The following is a 13,233-nucleotide window of genomic DNA, read 5'->3' as shown; positions in this document are numbered from 1 at the left end:
GGTGTACCGGCCTACCGGCGCCCTTCGACCAGGCCGGACTCCCAGGCCCAGGCGGCGATCTCCACGCGGTTACGGGCGGACAGCTTGGTCTGCACGTTGCCGAGGTGCGTCTTCACCGTGCCCACGGAGATGGTCAGTTCGGCGGCGATCTCGGCGTTGGTCCGTCCTCTGGCCACCAGACGCACCAGGTCCTCCTCCCGTGCGGAGAGCGCGGTGTGCGGCTTCCGAGGGGCGGGCGCGGCGCTGTTGAGGCGCCGCAGCAGCCGGACGGTGATGGCCGGGCTCACCAGCGCCTCTCCGGAGGCGGCCGCCCTGATGGCCTCGACCAGCAGAGCGGGGCCGGAGTCCTTGATCAGGAAGCCCGACGCACCTTCGCTCAGGGCGCGCTGGACGTAGTCGTCGTCGTCGAACGTCGTGACCACGACGACCTTCGGCGGGTTCACGGTGCCGGGGCGGGTCAGTCTGCGCAGTGCCTCCAGCCCGTCCATGCGGGGCATACGGATGTCCATCAGCACCACGTCGGGCCGGTGGCGCTCGGCGAGTTCCACGGCGTACACCCCGTCCGGGGCCTCCGCGACGACGTCGATGTCGTCCTCCGCGGCGAGGATCATCGCGAACCCCGCGCGGACCATGGCCTGGTCGTCGGCGATCAGTACCCGGATCGTCATGACGCCGCCACCCCCGCCGTGGCCACCGGGAGCGTCGCTTCGACGCCCCAGCCGCCTGCCGTCACCGGGCCCGCCTGGACGCTTCCGCCGATCAGGCCCACCCGCTCGGCCAGGCCCTTCAGCCCGAAGCCGTTCCGGGAGACGTGGCGCGGCCGTCCGTCGTCGCTGACCCGCACCGTGACCTGGTCTCCCGAGCGGTCCACGCGCACCCGCACCTCGGTGCATCCGTGGGCGTGTTTACGCACGTTGGTGAGGGCCTCCATCACCACGCGGTGCGCGGTGGTGGTCACCTCCACCGGCAGGTCGTCGAAGGCCCCCTCCAGATCGAGCCGGGCCCGCGCACCCCCGACGGCCGAGAACTCCTCGACGAGCGAACGCACTTCGCCGATGCCCGCCAACGGTGTCAGTGCAACCTCCCCATCGGCGTCGCGCAGCATCCCCACCATGTGCCGCATGGAGGCCAGCGCCTCCGATCCCGCCTGTTCGATCCGCTGCAGCGCGGGCGGCACCAGTTCGGGCCGCCGGCCGGCGATCGCATGGGCGCCCTGAGCCTGGACGACGATGCCGGTCACGTGGTGGGCGACGAAGTCGTGCAGGTCCCTGGCGAACTCCGTCCGCTGCTCCAGTCTGAGAGCCGCCGCCTGCCGCCGCCGGTCCACGAGGAGCAGACGCGTCCCCAGGCCGATGCCCAACGCCATGAGGGCGACCAGGGCGAAGATCAGCGCGTAGATGACCGTGGACTGCTTCACGGAGACCGACACCGGTCGCAGCACGATCGCCAGGTACAGCAGCGGAACGGCCACCGCCGCCCACGACGGCTTCCCCCGCCGGGCGACGACCAGGAGCAGCCACACCAGAGCCGCCGGTTCGGCGAATCCCAGCGCCTGGGAGCCGATCGACATCTCCATGTGCAGCAACGCCGAGAGACACAGCGACACGGCCGCCAGTGTGCAGGCGGCCGCCGGCAGCGCCCGGCTGCCGAGCCGGGACGAAGCGACGACGAGAGCGACGGCCAGCAGGGCGCCACCCAGCTTGGCGGGGCCCAGCGCGGACGTGCCGGACTCCCCGACCCGGTAGAAATCGCCGCCCACCCGGTCCATCACGACGAGGCCGACGAGGCCCACGACCAGCAGCAGCCGGACAGCGAGCAGTAGCTGCGGATGGCCCTTTCCCCATGTGGCTGGGGGTGCGGCCGGCCTCTCCAGCATCTCTCTCACCGTCCTCCCGACGACCGGCCGAAAGTCGGAGCCGGCCGCGCATGATCTGTCTTTCGCCCGATCCGCCGCGAGGCGCGGCGGGCGAGAGTTGTCCCCACCGGGCGGCGTTCGCCGTTCATCACACCAGGAGGATGTCACGGTCGCGGCCGGCCTCGCCTCGTAGCGGAACCCCGCGCAGGCGATATCGCGCACCAGCGGTCGACCGCACACAGCGGGCCCTCCCCCCGTACAGGGCCCGCCCCTCCCCCACGCACAGGAGCCACGGATGGATCACGCGAAGTCGCAGCACGGAAGCGGAACGGGGTTCGCGCGGCCGCCCGTCGGCGCGGCGGCGATCGAGGCCCATGGACTCGGGAAGAGGTACCGGCGCGGCTGGGCGCTGCGGGACGTCTCCTTCCGGCTGCCTGCCGGGCGCGTGTGCGGCCTCGTCGGCCCCAACGGCGCCGGGAAGAGCACCCTGATGGGCCTGGCCACGAACATGATCCGGCCGACGACCGGCGCCCTGCGGGTGTTCGGCGCGGCACCGGGGTCGGCCGAGGCCGTCCTGCGGACCGCGTTCCTGACCCAGGAGAAGCCGCTGTTCCGGCGCTTCACCGTGGCGGAGACCCTGCGGCTGGGCCGTGAGTTCAACCCTCGCTGGGACCAGGGGGTCGCCGAGGGCATCGTCCGCGCGGGCCAGGTGCCGCTGGAAGCGAGGGTCGGAACGCTGTCCGGCGGGCAGCGCACCCGTGTCGCCTTCGCCCTGGCCTTCGGGAAGCGGCCTGACCTGCTCATCCTCGACGAGCCGATGGCCGATCTGGACCCGCTGGTCCGCCGCGAGCTCATGGCCACCCTGACGGAGGAGGCCGCCGAACACGGCACCACGGTGCTGGTCTCCTCGCACATGCTCGCCGAACTGGAGCACATCTGCGACTACCTCCTCGTCATCGCGAACGGCGGTCTGCGTCTCGCGGGCGAGGTGGACGAACTGCGCGCCGCACACGCGCTGTTCGCCGTCTCCGGGGACGGCTCGTCCCCCGCACTCGCGCCGCACAGGGTCATCGAGCCCCGCAACGAGGGCCGGCCCGGCGTCCTGGCACGTCTCGGCGGACCGGTCGCATACGGCGGGCAGGCCGAGCCTCCCACCCTGGAGGAGCTGCTGCTCGCCTACCTGCGGTCACCCGACGCGCCCCCGCTGATCGCCCCCGGCGCCCAGGTCGGCGACATCCACGACATCATCACCCGCGACCGTACGAAGGCTGTGACGGCATGACCACGCTCACCCGCGACCCCGCCCGTACGGCACCCGCCGGACCCATACGAGACAACTGGATCCCCCGGCTCGGCGGTCCGGTCTGGCTGGTCTGGCGCCAGCACCGCGCCGCGTTCTGGACGCTCGTCGCCGTCACCCTCCTCGGCGTACTCGTCATGGTCCACCTGCGCGGGCAGACGATGGACTTCCTGGCCGCCCAGGCCCCGGCCTCGCGGAGGTCCGGCGGCTTGCCGCCCGAGTTCGAGACCCATGTCGACCGTCTGTTCAGCATCGGGAGCTACCTCGGCTACCTCCCCGTCCTGGCCGGTGTCTTCCTCGGGGCCCCGCTCATCGCGGGCGACCTGGAGACCGGCACCGCCAAGCTGGTGACCTCGCAGTCCGTCAGCCGGCTGCGGTGGCTCACCATGAAACTCGCCGTTCCCGCCGCGATGCTCGCTCTGTCGGCCGGCGTGCTCACCGCCGTCTTCACCTGGTGGTGGAGCCCGGTCAAGGGGCTTTCCGACGGACTCATCTGGACCTCCTTCTTCAGTGTCACGGGGGTCGTACCGGTCGCCTACGCCCTGCTCACGTTCACCGTGGGCGCGGCGGCCGGCCTGCTCCTGCGCCGCACGCTGGTATCGATGGTGGTCACGCTCGGCATCGTCGTGGCGATCGGCTTCGTCTGGGACGAGGTCTGGCGGAGCCTGGGGAACGTCATGTCGGTCAGCACCGACAAGGGCGTCGGACCCGGCGCGGTACGGCCCGAGCTGCCCACCCAGGCCGAGCAGTCGGGAGACGGCGCCTACTTCCTCACCAGCTCCGGGGACCGCCTGGACTGGATGACCTGTCTCGACCAGGTGGAGAACGACCGGGCGCACGCCGCCTGCCTGGAGTCGAAGCACGTCATCGGCTGGTCGATCGACTATCTCCCCGTCTCCCAGATGCAGACGATGCAGTGGCTCGGAGCCGGCATCATGCTCGCCGTCGCCGCCGCCGTCGCCGCCTTCGTCATCCTCCGGGGCCGCAAGCGGCTCCTGTGACCCGCGGCCTCCGGGCGGTGGCGAGCCGGTCGAGGAGCGCCCGGGGGTGCCGGGACCTCCTCGACCGCACGGCGTACGGGTTCCCAGCGGCACTTCCGGGCCGCACGCGAGAACTCGCCCGAACCGCCGCTCAAGAACCCGCCGATGCCACCCCGGGACAGCTGCACGCGTAGTGACAAGTGGGGCGGGCGTTCGTTTTCACGGCATGAGTACATCCATTGCTTCAGCGGCAACGGTGACGGGCACCGGCTACGCATTCTTTGTTCCTGAACATGCGCCGAGAAGAGCGAGAAATGTGCCCGGCCCGAGGGCCGCGGAGCACCGATCCGAGTTGCAACCGCACATGGCAGCCCCAGCAGCACGTCAGGAGAGAACAGAAACGCCGATGTACCGGGAATTGTTCAGGATCTGGGCTTCTCGCGGTAACGCACTTCCCGGCGTCCCGGACGCGGAGTGGCGCCGACTGACCTCCTACCGGCACCACCAGGAGGAAACGGAGCGGACGTTGCGGATACTCCGTCTGCAGAAAAGCACGCCGATCGGATGATGTGCCCACCGGAGACAATCCCGGTTCACGAACAAAAAGTACGAACGACCGGGAACATGACGCGGCACGATTTTCGTCCGGTATGACCTCACAGGCCCAATCGGGTCATTTCGGGATCTCGTTGAATCCTATTCAGCCGCAACGGCGTTGACCGACCGTGGAAGCCAGGGAGATGTGGAATCGGCACGCCGTTTTGGCCGACGCCTTCTGCGGTGCGGACGACCGCGTGCGCGAGGCGCAGTCGGTGTTCGACGGGGCCCAGGCGGAGCGTGCAAGAACTCTTGCCGCTTTCGCCGTCACTGTGGGTAGCGACGCCGCGGTTGCCGAGCTGCTGGGACTGAATGAGCGCGAGGTGCGACTTGCCCGCCGTACCGTCGGAAAGAGCGATGCCCGTTCGCTCGCCGGGGCACTGCTCAGTCATCCGTCGGCCGATGCTCGGGACGTCGACGCGGCGAAGGAGGAGGTTTCCGGCAAGCCGGCCCCCAGGGGCGGGAATCCCGCGGTCAAAGTACATCTGGAGACCACGCACCCCTCCATTCCGGCACCCCGCGCGGAACGGCTCCCGACTCGGCAGGCGGCACCCGCGGCGCCCGTGGGAGTGAAGGAGTGGTCCCACGCACACGACTCCCTGCTCGCGGACGGATGGAACAAGGGCACGGACGCCGCAGCCCTCGCCGCCCAACTCGGTGTCGGGCTCACCCAACTGGTCTCCCGTGCCCAGTTGCTGTACGCGGAAGGCCGCCTCGCGCAGGTACGCCGCGACCGGGGCCGTCACCGGCGCCTCACGGACGAATTCACCCGGACCGTCGAGACCGCCCATGACTTCGACCGGGCCCTGCAATCGAGCTCGAGCGAAAACCATTCATGGCCACCGCCGGCCGACAACTCCCCTGGACAGGGTGAAACCGCGCAATACGCGCCTTACAGCCAGGGCACCGGCGTATTCCTCCCCTCCCCCGTCGATTCGACGCACGGCAATTCCGGTTACCCGGTTCAGCAGAGGTGGGCCCACGACTATCCGGCCGAGCGCTGACACGGGGCCTCGGCGCGCCCCGAAGGGGGGCGGGAGCAGCCTCTCGCCGGCATCGGGCCGGAAGCGTCCGACCGCGGAGGAGTGCGCGGTACTCGCGCTCCGGCCGGACCGAGGCCGCCGGGCCGTCTACTCGCGCGCGGTCGCCGTGCTGCTCATGTCCGGGTAACGGTCCCCCGCCACCTGGCCCGCGATGGGCTCCAGCAGCCCCAGCTCCTGCTCGGTCAGGGTCAGCCGGGCCGCCTCCGCGTTCTCCAGCAGGCGGCTGCGCTTACGGGTCCCGGGGATCGGCACCACGGTCAGGCCGTGCACCTGGGCCCGCTGCTGCACCCAGGCCAGGGCGACCTGCGCGGCCGTCGCGCCGTGCGCCGCCGCGATCCTGTGCACGGGCTCCAGCAGGGCGGCGTTGGTCCTCGCGTTCTCCCCGGTGAAGCGCGGCTGGTGCGTACGGAAGTCGTCCTGCCCCAGATCCTTGACGGCGTCCGCGAACGCCCCGGTCAGGAACCCGCGTCCCAGCGGGGAGTACGGCACGAGAGTCACTCCGAGTTCGACCGCGGCGGGCACGGCGCTGAGCTCCGCGTCCCGGCTGAAGAGCGACCACTCGGACTGCAGAGCCGCGATCGGGTGCACCGCGTGTGCCTCACGGAGCTCGTCCCCGGTCACCTCGCTCAGCCCGAGCTGCCTGACCTTGCCCTGCCGCACCAGCTCGGCCATCGCACCCACCGATTCGGCGAACGGGACCAGCGGGTCGCGGCGGTGCATGTAGTAGAGGTCGATGACGTCCGTGCCCAGCCGGCGCAGGCTGGCCTCGACGGCCTCACGGATGTACGCGGGATCATTGCGCACGCCTCGGTAGCGCGGGTCGTCGGTCCGCTCTATGCCGAATTTCGTCGCCAGCGTGATCTCGTCCCGGTGCGCCCCGACGAACGGCGCGAGGAACGTCTCGTTCGCACCACGTCCGTAGACGTCGGCGGTGTCGAAGAGCGTCACGCCGACCTCCAGCGCCGCCTCCAGGGTGTCCCGGGCGGCGGCCTCGTCGGTCTCTCCGTAGAACTCGCTGATCCCCATGCAGCCGAGCCCCTGGACACCGACCTGCGGGCCACCTGTACCGAGCTCCGCTGTAGCGATCTTCACGGTGTCGCTCATGGCGTCAGGCCCTTTCCGGCGCCGCACGGGCGCCGCCATAAAATTCGATCTTGTGGTCGAGCACCGCCAGGGTCCCCTGGAGTTCTGCGATCCGCGTCCTCACATCGCGTCGGGTCGCCTCCAGCAGCTCCTGCCGTTCCGCGAAGGTGTGGTCGCCCTCGCGGAGCAGTTCGGCGTACCTGACCATGTCGGCGACGGGCATGCCGGTCAGCCGAAGCTTGCCGACGAAGGCCAGCCAGTCCAGGTCACGGTTGCTGAACCGCCGCTGACCCGTGTGGGAGCGGTCCACGTGCGGCATCAGCCCGATCCGCTCGTACCACCGCAGGGTGTGCGCGGTGAGTCCGCTGAAGGCGACCACCTCGCTGATGGTGTAGCGGTCCTGCCCCTCGGGACGCGGATGCGCCTTCGGGGCAGAAGCGCAGGTGTCGGTCCGTGCGGAAACGCTCTCCATCACCGTCATGCCTCCACGCTAGAACCTTGGAGTGCACTCCAAGCAAGCGCAAACGGGTGGCGATCCGGATCCCGGCTCCCGTTAGGCTCGTACGCATGCAGAGCCTGGCGATGATCGAGAACTGGCCCGTCCCCACCGCGGCAGCCGCCGTCGTCACCTCGGACGGCACGCTCCTGGGTACCCATGGTCCCACCGCGCACCGCTTTCCGCTGGCTTCGGTGACCAAGCCGCTCGCGGCGTACGCGGCACTGGTGGCCTACGAGGAGGGTGCCGTGGAGCTGGACGAACCGGCCGGCCCCGAGGGCTCGACCGTCCGCCACCTCCTCGCGCACACCAGCGGTCTCGCCTTCGACGAGCACCGGGTCACGGCGCCCGCAGGCACCCGCAGGCTGTACTCCAACGCGGGCTTCGAGGTGCTCGGCGACCACATCGCGAAGGCCACGGAGATCCCGTTCCCCGAGTACGTGCGGCAGGCGGTCCTGGAACCCCTCGGCATGACGTCGACGGCCCTGGGGGGCTCCCCCGCGAAGGACGGCGTCTCGACCGTGGACGACCTGGTGCGGTTCGCCGCGGAGGTGCAGGCACCGCGCCTCCTGGACCCGCGCACGGTCCTGGAGGCGCAGACCGTCGTCCACCCCGGCCTCAAGGGCGTGCTCCCCGGCTACGGCCATCAGAACCCCAACGACTGGGGACTCGGCTTCGAGATCCGTGACTCCAAGTCACCGCACTGGACCGGGCTTTCGTCCTCCCCCGCCACCTTCGGCCACTTCGGCCAGTCCGGCACGTTCCTGTGGATCGACCCCACGGCGGGCGCGGCGTGCGTCGCGTTGACGGACCGCGCCTTCGGGCCGTGGGCGGCCGAGGTCTGGACGCCGTTCACCGACGCGGTGCTGGCGGAGCTGGGCACCTCGGGCCGCTGAGAGCACTCGAACCACACCGTCTTCCCGCAGCCGTCGCGGCGCACCTCCACGCCCCAGGTGTCGGTGACGGCGCCGACCAGCAGCAGCCCCCGCCCGCCCTCGTCCAGCGGGTCCCCCACGGCCGGGCGGGGCAGCCGAGGGCAGGGGTCGGCGACCTCCACCCGCACGCCTCCTGCCGGGAGCAGGAAGATGAGGGTCTGGCAGCGGCGGCCGGGAACGTGCCGTACGACGTTGGCGATCAGCTCGGTGAGGGCGAGTTCCGCCGCGTCCGCCACGTCGAGCAGGCCCCAGCCTGTGAGATACAGCCGGAGGATGCGGCGCAGATGACGGGCGGAGTGCTCCCCCATCGCGAGGTCGGCGCGGTAGACCGCGGCCTCCGCGTCACCGGTCCGGGTATCGGATACGTGATTCATGTCACCAGAGTGCACTGGTTTGATTACTCTCGGCTACGACCCGAAACGAACGCCGCCAGGCGTTGAAGCGAGAGGCACCCCGCCGTGGCCAACGTGCAGTCACTCGACCCCAGCGCTTCTCCTCTGGACTACTACGGCTGGGAGCTGCGCCGCCTGCGGGAGGCCAACGGCCTCAAACAGGGCCAGCTCGGCGAGATCATCTTCTGCACGGGCTCGCTGATCGGCCAGATCGAGACGACGAAGAAGGTGCCGACCCGCGACTTCTCGGAGCGCCTGGACGCGGCGCTCGGCACGGACGGGGTGTTCTCGCGGCTGGTCGGCTTGGTCCTGCGGAGCCAGTTGCCGACCTGGTTCCAGCAGTACGCGGTCATGGAGGCGAAGGCGACGTACATCTCCACGTACCAGGCGCAGTTGGTGTACGGGCTGTTGCAGACGGAGGAGTACGCGCGAGCGGTGCTGACGACGGGCATGCCGGACGATCTGGACGGCCTCCTCGCAGCCCGGATGGAACGGCAGAGGATTCTGGAGCGGGAACAGCCGCCGCTGGCCTGGGCGATCCTGGACGAGGCGGTGCTGCACCGGCCGATCGGGGGCCACGAGGTCATGCGGAACCAACTCGCCCGCTTGTTGGAGTTCACGGGGCACCGGTGGATGCGGATTCAGGTGCTGCCGTTCACAGCGGGTGAACACTCAAGTCTGGCGGCATCGTTCACCGCGATGCGCTTCGACAACGACCCGGACATCGTCTACACGGAGGACCTCATCTCCGGCCATATGACCGCCAACCCTGAAACCATCAGAGAGGCCGCGCGCCGTTACGCTCACTTGCAGGCCGCAGCCCTCTCCATCGAGGATTCCGCGGCTCTGATCGCCCGTGTGATGGAGGAGCGTTATGGCAATCGGCCCGAACTCGAAGAGCACGGCGTGGCGTAAGTCGAGTTACAGCGGCAGCACCGGCGGCGACTGCGTCGAGTGCACCGTCACCGGCGGCGCCGCCTGGCGGAAGTCCTCGTACAGCGGAAACACCGGCGGCGAATGCGTCGAGGTGGCCGACGGCTGCTCCGCCTCCGTCCCCGTCCGCGACAGCAAGAACCCGGCCGGTCCCGTCCTCGTCCTGGGTGCCGACGCCTGGCAGGCGTTCGTGGACGGGCTGCGGTAGGTGCCGGACGTCCGCTGGGTGAAGCTGGAGCTGGACGTCACCGCCTTCCAGGCCGCCCGCTTCGCCCCGTACGTCGAGCGCTGCCGCGACGCGGGCATCCGGCTGACCACGATGGCCGAGCTGGGTGACGAACGCCGGTGGCGAAGCCTGTACGAGCTCAACAGGGAGTGCTCCGCGGACATCCCCGGCCGCGGCGCCTTCCACACCTACGACCAGTACGTCGAGCGTCGGCTCGCCGTGCCCTCCTACGACCCTCGCGGTGTCGTGATCGCACTCGACGGTGACGAGTGGTGCGGAATGGCGGCGACCTCCGACCGCCGCGCGTCGGGGCACGTCTTCAACGAGATGACCGGCGTCAGGGCCGCCTACCGCGGCCGGGGTGTCGCGCTCGCCATGAAGACGTACGGCATCGGATTCGCCGGCCTGTGCGGAGTGGACCGCGTACGCACGGTCCACCACCCGGCGAACACGGGCGTCATCGCGATGAACCGGCGCCTCGGTTACGTCGACGCGGACTGGGACTGACCGAGGGCGTTACCTTCCAGGCATGTCCGATTCCGCGCCGCCGCTCCTCTTCCTCGATGTCGATGGTCCGCTCATCCCCTTCGGCGCGACCCGGCACCAACTCCCGGACGGGTATCCGGTCTTCGAGCCGGAGCAAGGATCCGGCGGCACCGGCGGGAATCCGCTGATCGCCAGGATCGACCCGGACCTCGGCCCCCGGCTGAGGGCGCTGCCGTGCGAGCTGGTGTGGGCCACGACGTGGGAGTCCGAGGCGAACGAGTGCATCGCGCCGTGGCTCGGCCTGCCCGAACTGCCCGTCGTGAGCTGGCCGGAACCGCCCCCTGCGGTCGGGACCGACGGTCTCCACTGGAAGACCCCGGCCCTCCTCCGGTGGGCCGCGGGACGCCCCTTCGCCTGGGTCGACGACGAGATCAACGACACCGACCGCGCCTGGGTGGAGGCGCACCACCCGGGGCGGGCCCTCCTCCTTCGCGTCGATGCCTGGCGAGGCCTCACCGACGCGGACTTCACTGCCCTGGACGACTGGCTGAGGCTTCCCGGGGGCTGATCCCGCCGGTCACACCGGGCAGGCTCCCCGCGAGGGGGCTCCGATAGATTCGGCCGCTATGCGATCACGTGATTACGACCAGGATTTCCGGTACCGAGCAGGAAGGACACGCACGTGGGGATTGGTTCTGCTCTCCCTGGCCGCGTTGCTGTGGGCCTGGTGCGCCGTACTGCTGCTCATGCCGTACGAGGTGGACGAGGAGCCCGACGACGAGTACCCGGCGGAGTGTGAGTCGCGGCTGTTCACCGACCGCGCCACCGCCAACGAGGGCCTCCGGAACGGGGACTACTGCGGGGACGAACGGGACTGGCCCGAGGTCATAGCGGTGCTGGGCGCCTCCCTGCCGGTGTCCATCACCGGTGTGGGGCTCTACACCGTCGGCACCGTGTCGCGCCGGATGAGCGCCCACAGCGAGGCGATGCGCGAGCTGGACGTGCTGGCGCGGACACCGAAGAGCTGAGCACCCCGGACGGGTGCGCCGGCCCTGGGTTGCCCGCCGCGAGTCGACGACGGCGCCGGCCAGGAGGCCGTAGTGGTCCTCGTCGGCACCCGCAAGCGGGAACCGGTGGGCGGCCTGCGACGTCGGTCGGTTGCGGGCCGGAGGCCCGGCGCTGCTCAGCATCGTGGCGTCTGCCCTCAGTTCCCGCTTTGTTCGTACCCGGCCGGGGGATTCCTGGCAGCATCTGCACGACCGAACAAGGGGGCTTCATGCGTTTCCACGTCGGATTACTCGCAACCGCCGTCGCCGCCGGGGCGCTGCTCGTCGGCTGTAGCTCGACCCCGGCCGAGGAACTGGAGGACTGGTGGTCCTCAGGGGGCGAGAGCAGCATCAAGGCGCTCTCGGATACCTCGGGCCGGGTCAACGAGGTGAGTGTCCGCCCGATGGATGTCTGGAGCACCGCCTGCCAGGAACTGCTGACAGAGGTGGCCGAAGCCAAGGAGCTCGACACCCTCCCGAGCGAGAACGCCCGGGGTTTCTGGGAGGAGGCACTGACGGCCTTCGAGCACGGAGGCGAGGAGTGCGTCGCCGGAGCCGGCGAGGACGACCAGCCACGGGCCTCCGAGGGCATACGCGAGGTACAGAAGGGCATCGGCCGTCTGGCGTCCACCACATCCATGATCGCCGGGGACCTGAAGGCCAAGTGATCCGTCCGGCCAGGTGAGGGGTTCGGCTTCCCTCATGTCGCACTCAGCGAGTGAATCCTCTCCTCGACCATGGTCGTAGCCCCAGCGGGTCGCTGTCACCACTGCTGTCACCGTCTCGCCGCCGAGGTCGCCGGGCCGGCCATCGCACGGCCCCGGGCTCTACGCGACGGCGAGGCGGGCGCAGCGGCGGCTGGCGCGGGCCGAGGACGCCACCACAGCGTGCGAGGCGGCCGAGAGGGCACCGGCCAGGGCGAGCAGCGGCCAGTCCGTGGCGAGCGCGGCGGCGACGGCGAGCGCGAGTGTCGCGACCGCCATGGTGACGCTGGTCGTGGTGCCCGCCCAGGCGACCACCAGGGGCAGCCGGCGTGGCGTGGGCAGCCGACGGGCGAGTGTGCCCGTGGCGGCGAGCGTCGACGCGGCGAGCAGGGCGGCGGCGATCGCGACGGCGGCCAGGTGCACCGCCAGCGACTGGGCCGTACGCGGAAGTTGCCAGGCCGTTCCGGGGAGGCCGGACGTCCGGGCCAGGTACCAGCAGGCGACCAGGAAGGGCGCGATGAGGATGACCGTCCGGGCCGTGTGCCGGGCCTGAGCGATGGTCAGTTCGCGCTGGCAGACCGGTGCGATCTCCTCGACGGTCCCGAACTCCCGCACCGCCAGGCGTGCGGCACGCTCGTAGGACTCCCCCTCGTCGACGTGGGCCTCGGCCGTGTCCGCGAGGCCGTCCCACAGCTCCTCGATCATGCGGGCCTTCTCCCCGCCGGGTCCGTGCAGGACGGCCGTCAGGGCTGCCTCGTACTCCGCGATGGGGTCGGCCTGCCTGCCGGCGGCGTTCACGTGGGCAGCCCGGGCGGGGTGGAGGGGTTCAGGACGGAGCCGATCGCCGTGGTGAATTCGTCCCAGGCCGTCCGCTCACCCGCCAGGGTGCGCCGCCCCTCCTCGGTGAGCTCGTAACAGCGCCTGCGCCGCTCACCGGCCGACTCCCAGCTGCTGCTCAGCAGCCCGACCCGCTCCAGCCGGTTCAGAGCCGGGTAGATCGTGCCCGTACGCAGTTCGAGTACGCCGCCGCTGCGGTTCTGCACGGCGGCGATGATCGCGTACCCGTGCAGCGGGCCCGGTTCCAGCACGGCCAGCAGCAGTCCGTCGAGGTGCCCTCGCACCGCATCCGTCTTCATAGGTAGGCAGCCTACCCAAAA

The 13,233-nt window shown here is 70.5% G+C and carries 16 protein-coding genes and 1 pseudogene; 10 read left to right on the top strand and 7 right to left on the bottom strand.

What is annotated here, in order from left to right; genetic code table 11:
- Nucleotides 1-11: 11 nt before the first annotated feature.
- Entirely contained in the window at nucleotides 12-668 is a 657-nt protein-coding gene (locus tag OO67_RS12175) for a response regulator (RefSeq protein ID WP_033299680.1), read from the bottom strand.
- The gene (locus OO67_RS12170) at nucleotides 665-1,876 is read right to left on the bottom strand and encodes a sensor histidine kinase (RefSeq protein WP_033299679.1); all 1,212 of its coding nucleotides are present in this window, start codon (nucleotides 1,874-1,876) and stop codon (nucleotides 665-667) included. Before OO67_RS12170 ends, OO67_RS12175 begins: the two co-directional genes overlap by 4 nt.
- Nucleotides 1,877-2,150: 274 nt before the next feature.
- Here OO67_RS12170 and OO67_RS12165 point away from each other — a divergent pair, with 274 nt between their 5' ends.
- The 3 genes from OO67_RS12165 (at nucleotide 2,151) to OO67_RS35660 (ending at nucleotide 5,736) form a co-directional block, all read left to right on the top strand.
- A complete protein-coding gene (locus OO67_RS12165; RefSeq protein ID WP_033299677.1) occupies nucleotides 2,151-3,137 on the top strand; it encodes an ABC transporter ATP-binding protein in 987 nt (328 codons plus the stop codon).
- Complete coding sequence (locus OO67_RS12160; RefSeq protein ID WP_033299676.1) at nucleotides 3,134-4,156, top strand: ABC-2 transporter permease; 1,023 nt, start codon at nucleotides 3,134-3,136, stop codon at nucleotides 4,154-4,156. The genes OO67_RS12165 and OO67_RS12160 overlap by 4 nt, the downstream gene beginning before the upstream one ends.
- Nucleotides 4,157-4,860: 704 nt before the next feature.
- Nucleotides 4,861-5,736, top strand: a complete 876-nt coding sequence (locus OO67_RS35660; RefSeq protein ID WP_157841666.1) for a hypothetical protein — start codon at nucleotides 4,861-4,863, stop codon at nucleotides 5,734-5,736.
- Between the two features lie 126 nt (nucleotides 5,737-5,862).
- On the opposite strand, the gene OO67_RS12150 is transcribed toward OO67_RS35660, so the two are convergent.
- Together OO67_RS12150 and OO67_RS12145 are read right to left on the bottom strand one after the other, a co-directional pair.
- Nucleotides 5,863-6,879, bottom strand: a complete 1,017-nt coding sequence (locus OO67_RS12150; protein WP_033299997.1) for an aldo/keto reductase — start codon at nucleotides 6,877-6,879, stop codon at nucleotides 5,863-5,865.
- 4 nt (nucleotides 6,880-6,883) lie between these two features.
- The gene (locus OO67_RS12145) at nucleotides 6,884-7,339 is read right to left on the bottom strand and encodes a MerR family transcriptional regulator (RefSeq protein ID WP_033299674.1); all 456 of its coding nucleotides are present in this window, start codon (nucleotides 7,337-7,339) and stop codon (nucleotides 6,884-6,886) included.
- An 86-nt stretch (nucleotides 7,340-7,425) separates the two neighbouring features.
- Here OO67_RS12145 and OO67_RS12140 point away from each other — a divergent pair, with 86 nt between their 5' ends.
- Nucleotides 7,426-8,250: a serine hydrolase domain-containing protein gene (locus OO67_RS12140; protein WP_033299673.1), complete on the top strand. Its 825-nt coding sequence runs from the start codon at nucleotides 7,426-7,428 to the stop codon at nucleotides 8,248-8,250.
- 2 nt (nucleotides 8,251-8,252) lie between these two features.
- Here the strand turns inward: OO67_RS12140 and OO67_RS39660 are convergent.
- A pseudogene (locus OO67_RS39660) lies at nucleotides 8,253-8,663 on the bottom strand (ATP-binding protein); the annotation flags it as partial.
- A gap of 84 nt (nucleotides 8,664-8,747) precedes the next feature.
- On the opposite strand from OO67_RS39660, the gene OO67_RS12130 reads away from it, so the two are divergent.
- The 6 genes from OO67_RS12130 (at nucleotide 8,748) to OO67_RS12105 (ending at nucleotide 12,040) form a co-directional block, all read left to right on the top strand.
- Nucleotides 8,748-9,596, top strand: coding sequence for a helix-turn-helix domain-containing protein (locus OO67_RS12130; protein WP_033299668.1), 849 nt, complete (start codon nucleotides 8,748-8,750; stop codon nucleotides 9,594-9,596).
- The gene (locus OO67_RS12125) at nucleotides 9,556-9,822 is read left to right on the top strand and encodes a DUF397 domain-containing protein (protein WP_033299666.1); all 267 of its coding nucleotides are present in this window, start codon (nucleotides 9,556-9,558) and stop codon (nucleotides 9,820-9,822) included. Before OO67_RS12130 ends, OO67_RS12125 begins: the two co-directional genes overlap by 41 nt.
- Nucleotides 9,823-10,347: a GNAT family N-acetyltransferase gene (locus tag OO67_RS12120; RefSeq protein ID WP_244300155.1), complete on the top strand. Its 525-nt coding sequence runs from the start codon at nucleotides 9,823-9,825 to the stop codon at nucleotides 10,345-10,347. It begins immediately after the preceding gene.
- Nucleotides 10,348-10,369: 22 nt separating this feature from the next.
- On the top strand, nucleotides 10,370-10,894 hold the full coding sequence (locus OO67_RS12115) for an HAD domain-containing protein (protein ID WP_033299665.1): 525 nt from the start codon (nucleotides 10,370-10,372) through the stop codon (nucleotides 10,892-10,894).
- A 58-nt stretch (nucleotides 10,895-10,952) separates the two neighbouring features.
- Nucleotides 10,953-11,354 (top strand): hypothetical protein, encoded by a 402-nt coding sequence (locus OO67_RS12110; RefSeq protein WP_033299664.1) that lies wholly within the window; start codon nucleotides 10,953-10,955, stop codon nucleotides 11,352-11,354.
- A gap of 248 nt (nucleotides 11,355-11,602) precedes the next feature.
- The gene (locus OO67_RS12105; RefSeq protein WP_033299662.1) at nucleotides 11,603-12,040 is read left to right on the top strand and encodes a hypothetical protein; all 438 of its coding nucleotides are present in this window, start codon (nucleotides 11,603-11,605) and stop codon (nucleotides 12,038-12,040) included.
- A 159-nt stretch (nucleotides 12,041-12,199) separates the two neighbouring features.
- Here the strand turns inward: OO67_RS12105 and OO67_RS12100 are convergent, their stop codons facing one another.
- Together OO67_RS12100 and OO67_RS12095 are read right to left on the bottom strand one after the other, a co-directional pair.
- On the bottom strand, nucleotides 12,200-12,874 hold the full coding sequence (locus OO67_RS12100; protein WP_033299661.1) for a permease prefix domain 1-containing protein: 675 nt from the start codon (nucleotides 12,872-12,874) through the stop codon (nucleotides 12,200-12,202).
- Nucleotides 12,871-13,212: a PadR family transcriptional regulator gene (locus OO67_RS12095; protein WP_033299660.1), complete on the bottom strand. Its 342-nt coding sequence runs from the start codon at nucleotides 13,210-13,212 to the stop codon at nucleotides 12,871-12,873. The genes OO67_RS12100 and OO67_RS12095 overlap by 4 nt, the downstream gene beginning before the upstream one ends.
- Nucleotides 13,213-13,233: the final 21 nt, after the last annotated feature.

Source organism: Streptomyces atroolivaceus (assembly GCF_000717025.1).
In the GTDB taxonomy this organism is placed as follows: Bacteria; Actinomycetota; Actinomycetes; order Streptomycetales; family Streptomycetaceae; genus Streptomyces; species Streptomyces atroolivaceus.
Note: the sequence above shows the minus strand (reverse complement) of the source record. Positions and strands in the feature narration are given on the sequence as shown.

What these genes read in the sequence shown, in the direction of transcription:
- OO67_RS12175 (WP_033299680.1), bottom strand. Translation starts at nt 668, where the DNA reads ATGACGATCCGGGTACTGATCGCCGACGACCAGGCCATGGTCCGCGCG.
- OO67_RS12170 (WP_033299679.1), bottom strand. Translation starts at nt 1,876, where the DNA reads ATGCTGGAGAGGCCGGCCGCACCCCCAGCCACATGGGGAAAGGGCCAT.
- OO67_RS12165 (WP_033299677.1), top strand. Translation starts at nt 2,151, where the DNA reads ATGGATCACGCGAAGTCGCAGCACGGAAGCGGAACGGGGTTCGCGCGG.
- OO67_RS12160 (WP_033299676.1), top strand. Translation starts at nt 3,134, where the DNA reads ATGACCACGCTCACCCGCGACCCCGCCCGTACGGCACCCGCCGGACCC.
- OO67_RS12150 (WP_033299997.1), bottom strand. Translation starts at nt 6,879, where the DNA reads ATGAGCGACACCGTGAAGATCGCTACAGCGGAGCTCGGTACAGGTGGC.
- OO67_RS12145 (WP_033299674.1), bottom strand. Translation starts at nt 7,339, where the DNA reads ATGACGGTGATGGAGAGCGTTTCCGCACGGACCGACACCTGCGCTTCT.
- OO67_RS12140 (WP_033299673.1), top strand. Translation starts at nt 7,426, where the DNA reads ATGCAGAGCCTGGCGATGATCGAGAACTGGCCCGTCCCCACCGCGGCA.
- OO67_RS12125 (WP_033299666.1), top strand. Translation starts at nt 9,556, where the DNA reads ATGGCAATCGGCCCGAACTCGAAGAGCACGGCGTGGCGTAAGTCGAGT.
- OO67_RS12115 (WP_033299665.1), top strand. Translation starts at nt 10,370, where the DNA reads ATGTCCGATTCCGCGCCGCCGCTCCTCTTCCTCGATGTCGATGGTCCG.
- OO67_RS12110 (WP_033299664.1), top strand. Translation starts at nt 10,953, where the DNA reads ATGCGATCACGTGATTACGACCAGGATTTCCGGTACCGAGCAGGAAGG.
- OO67_RS12105 (WP_033299662.1), top strand. Translation starts at nt 11,603, where the DNA reads ATGCGTTTCCACGTCGGATTACTCGCAACCGCCGTCGCCGCCGGGGCG.
- OO67_RS12095 (WP_033299660.1), bottom strand. Translation starts at nt 13,212, where the DNA reads ATGAAGACGGATGCGGTGCGAGGGCACCTCGACGGACTGCTGCTGGCC.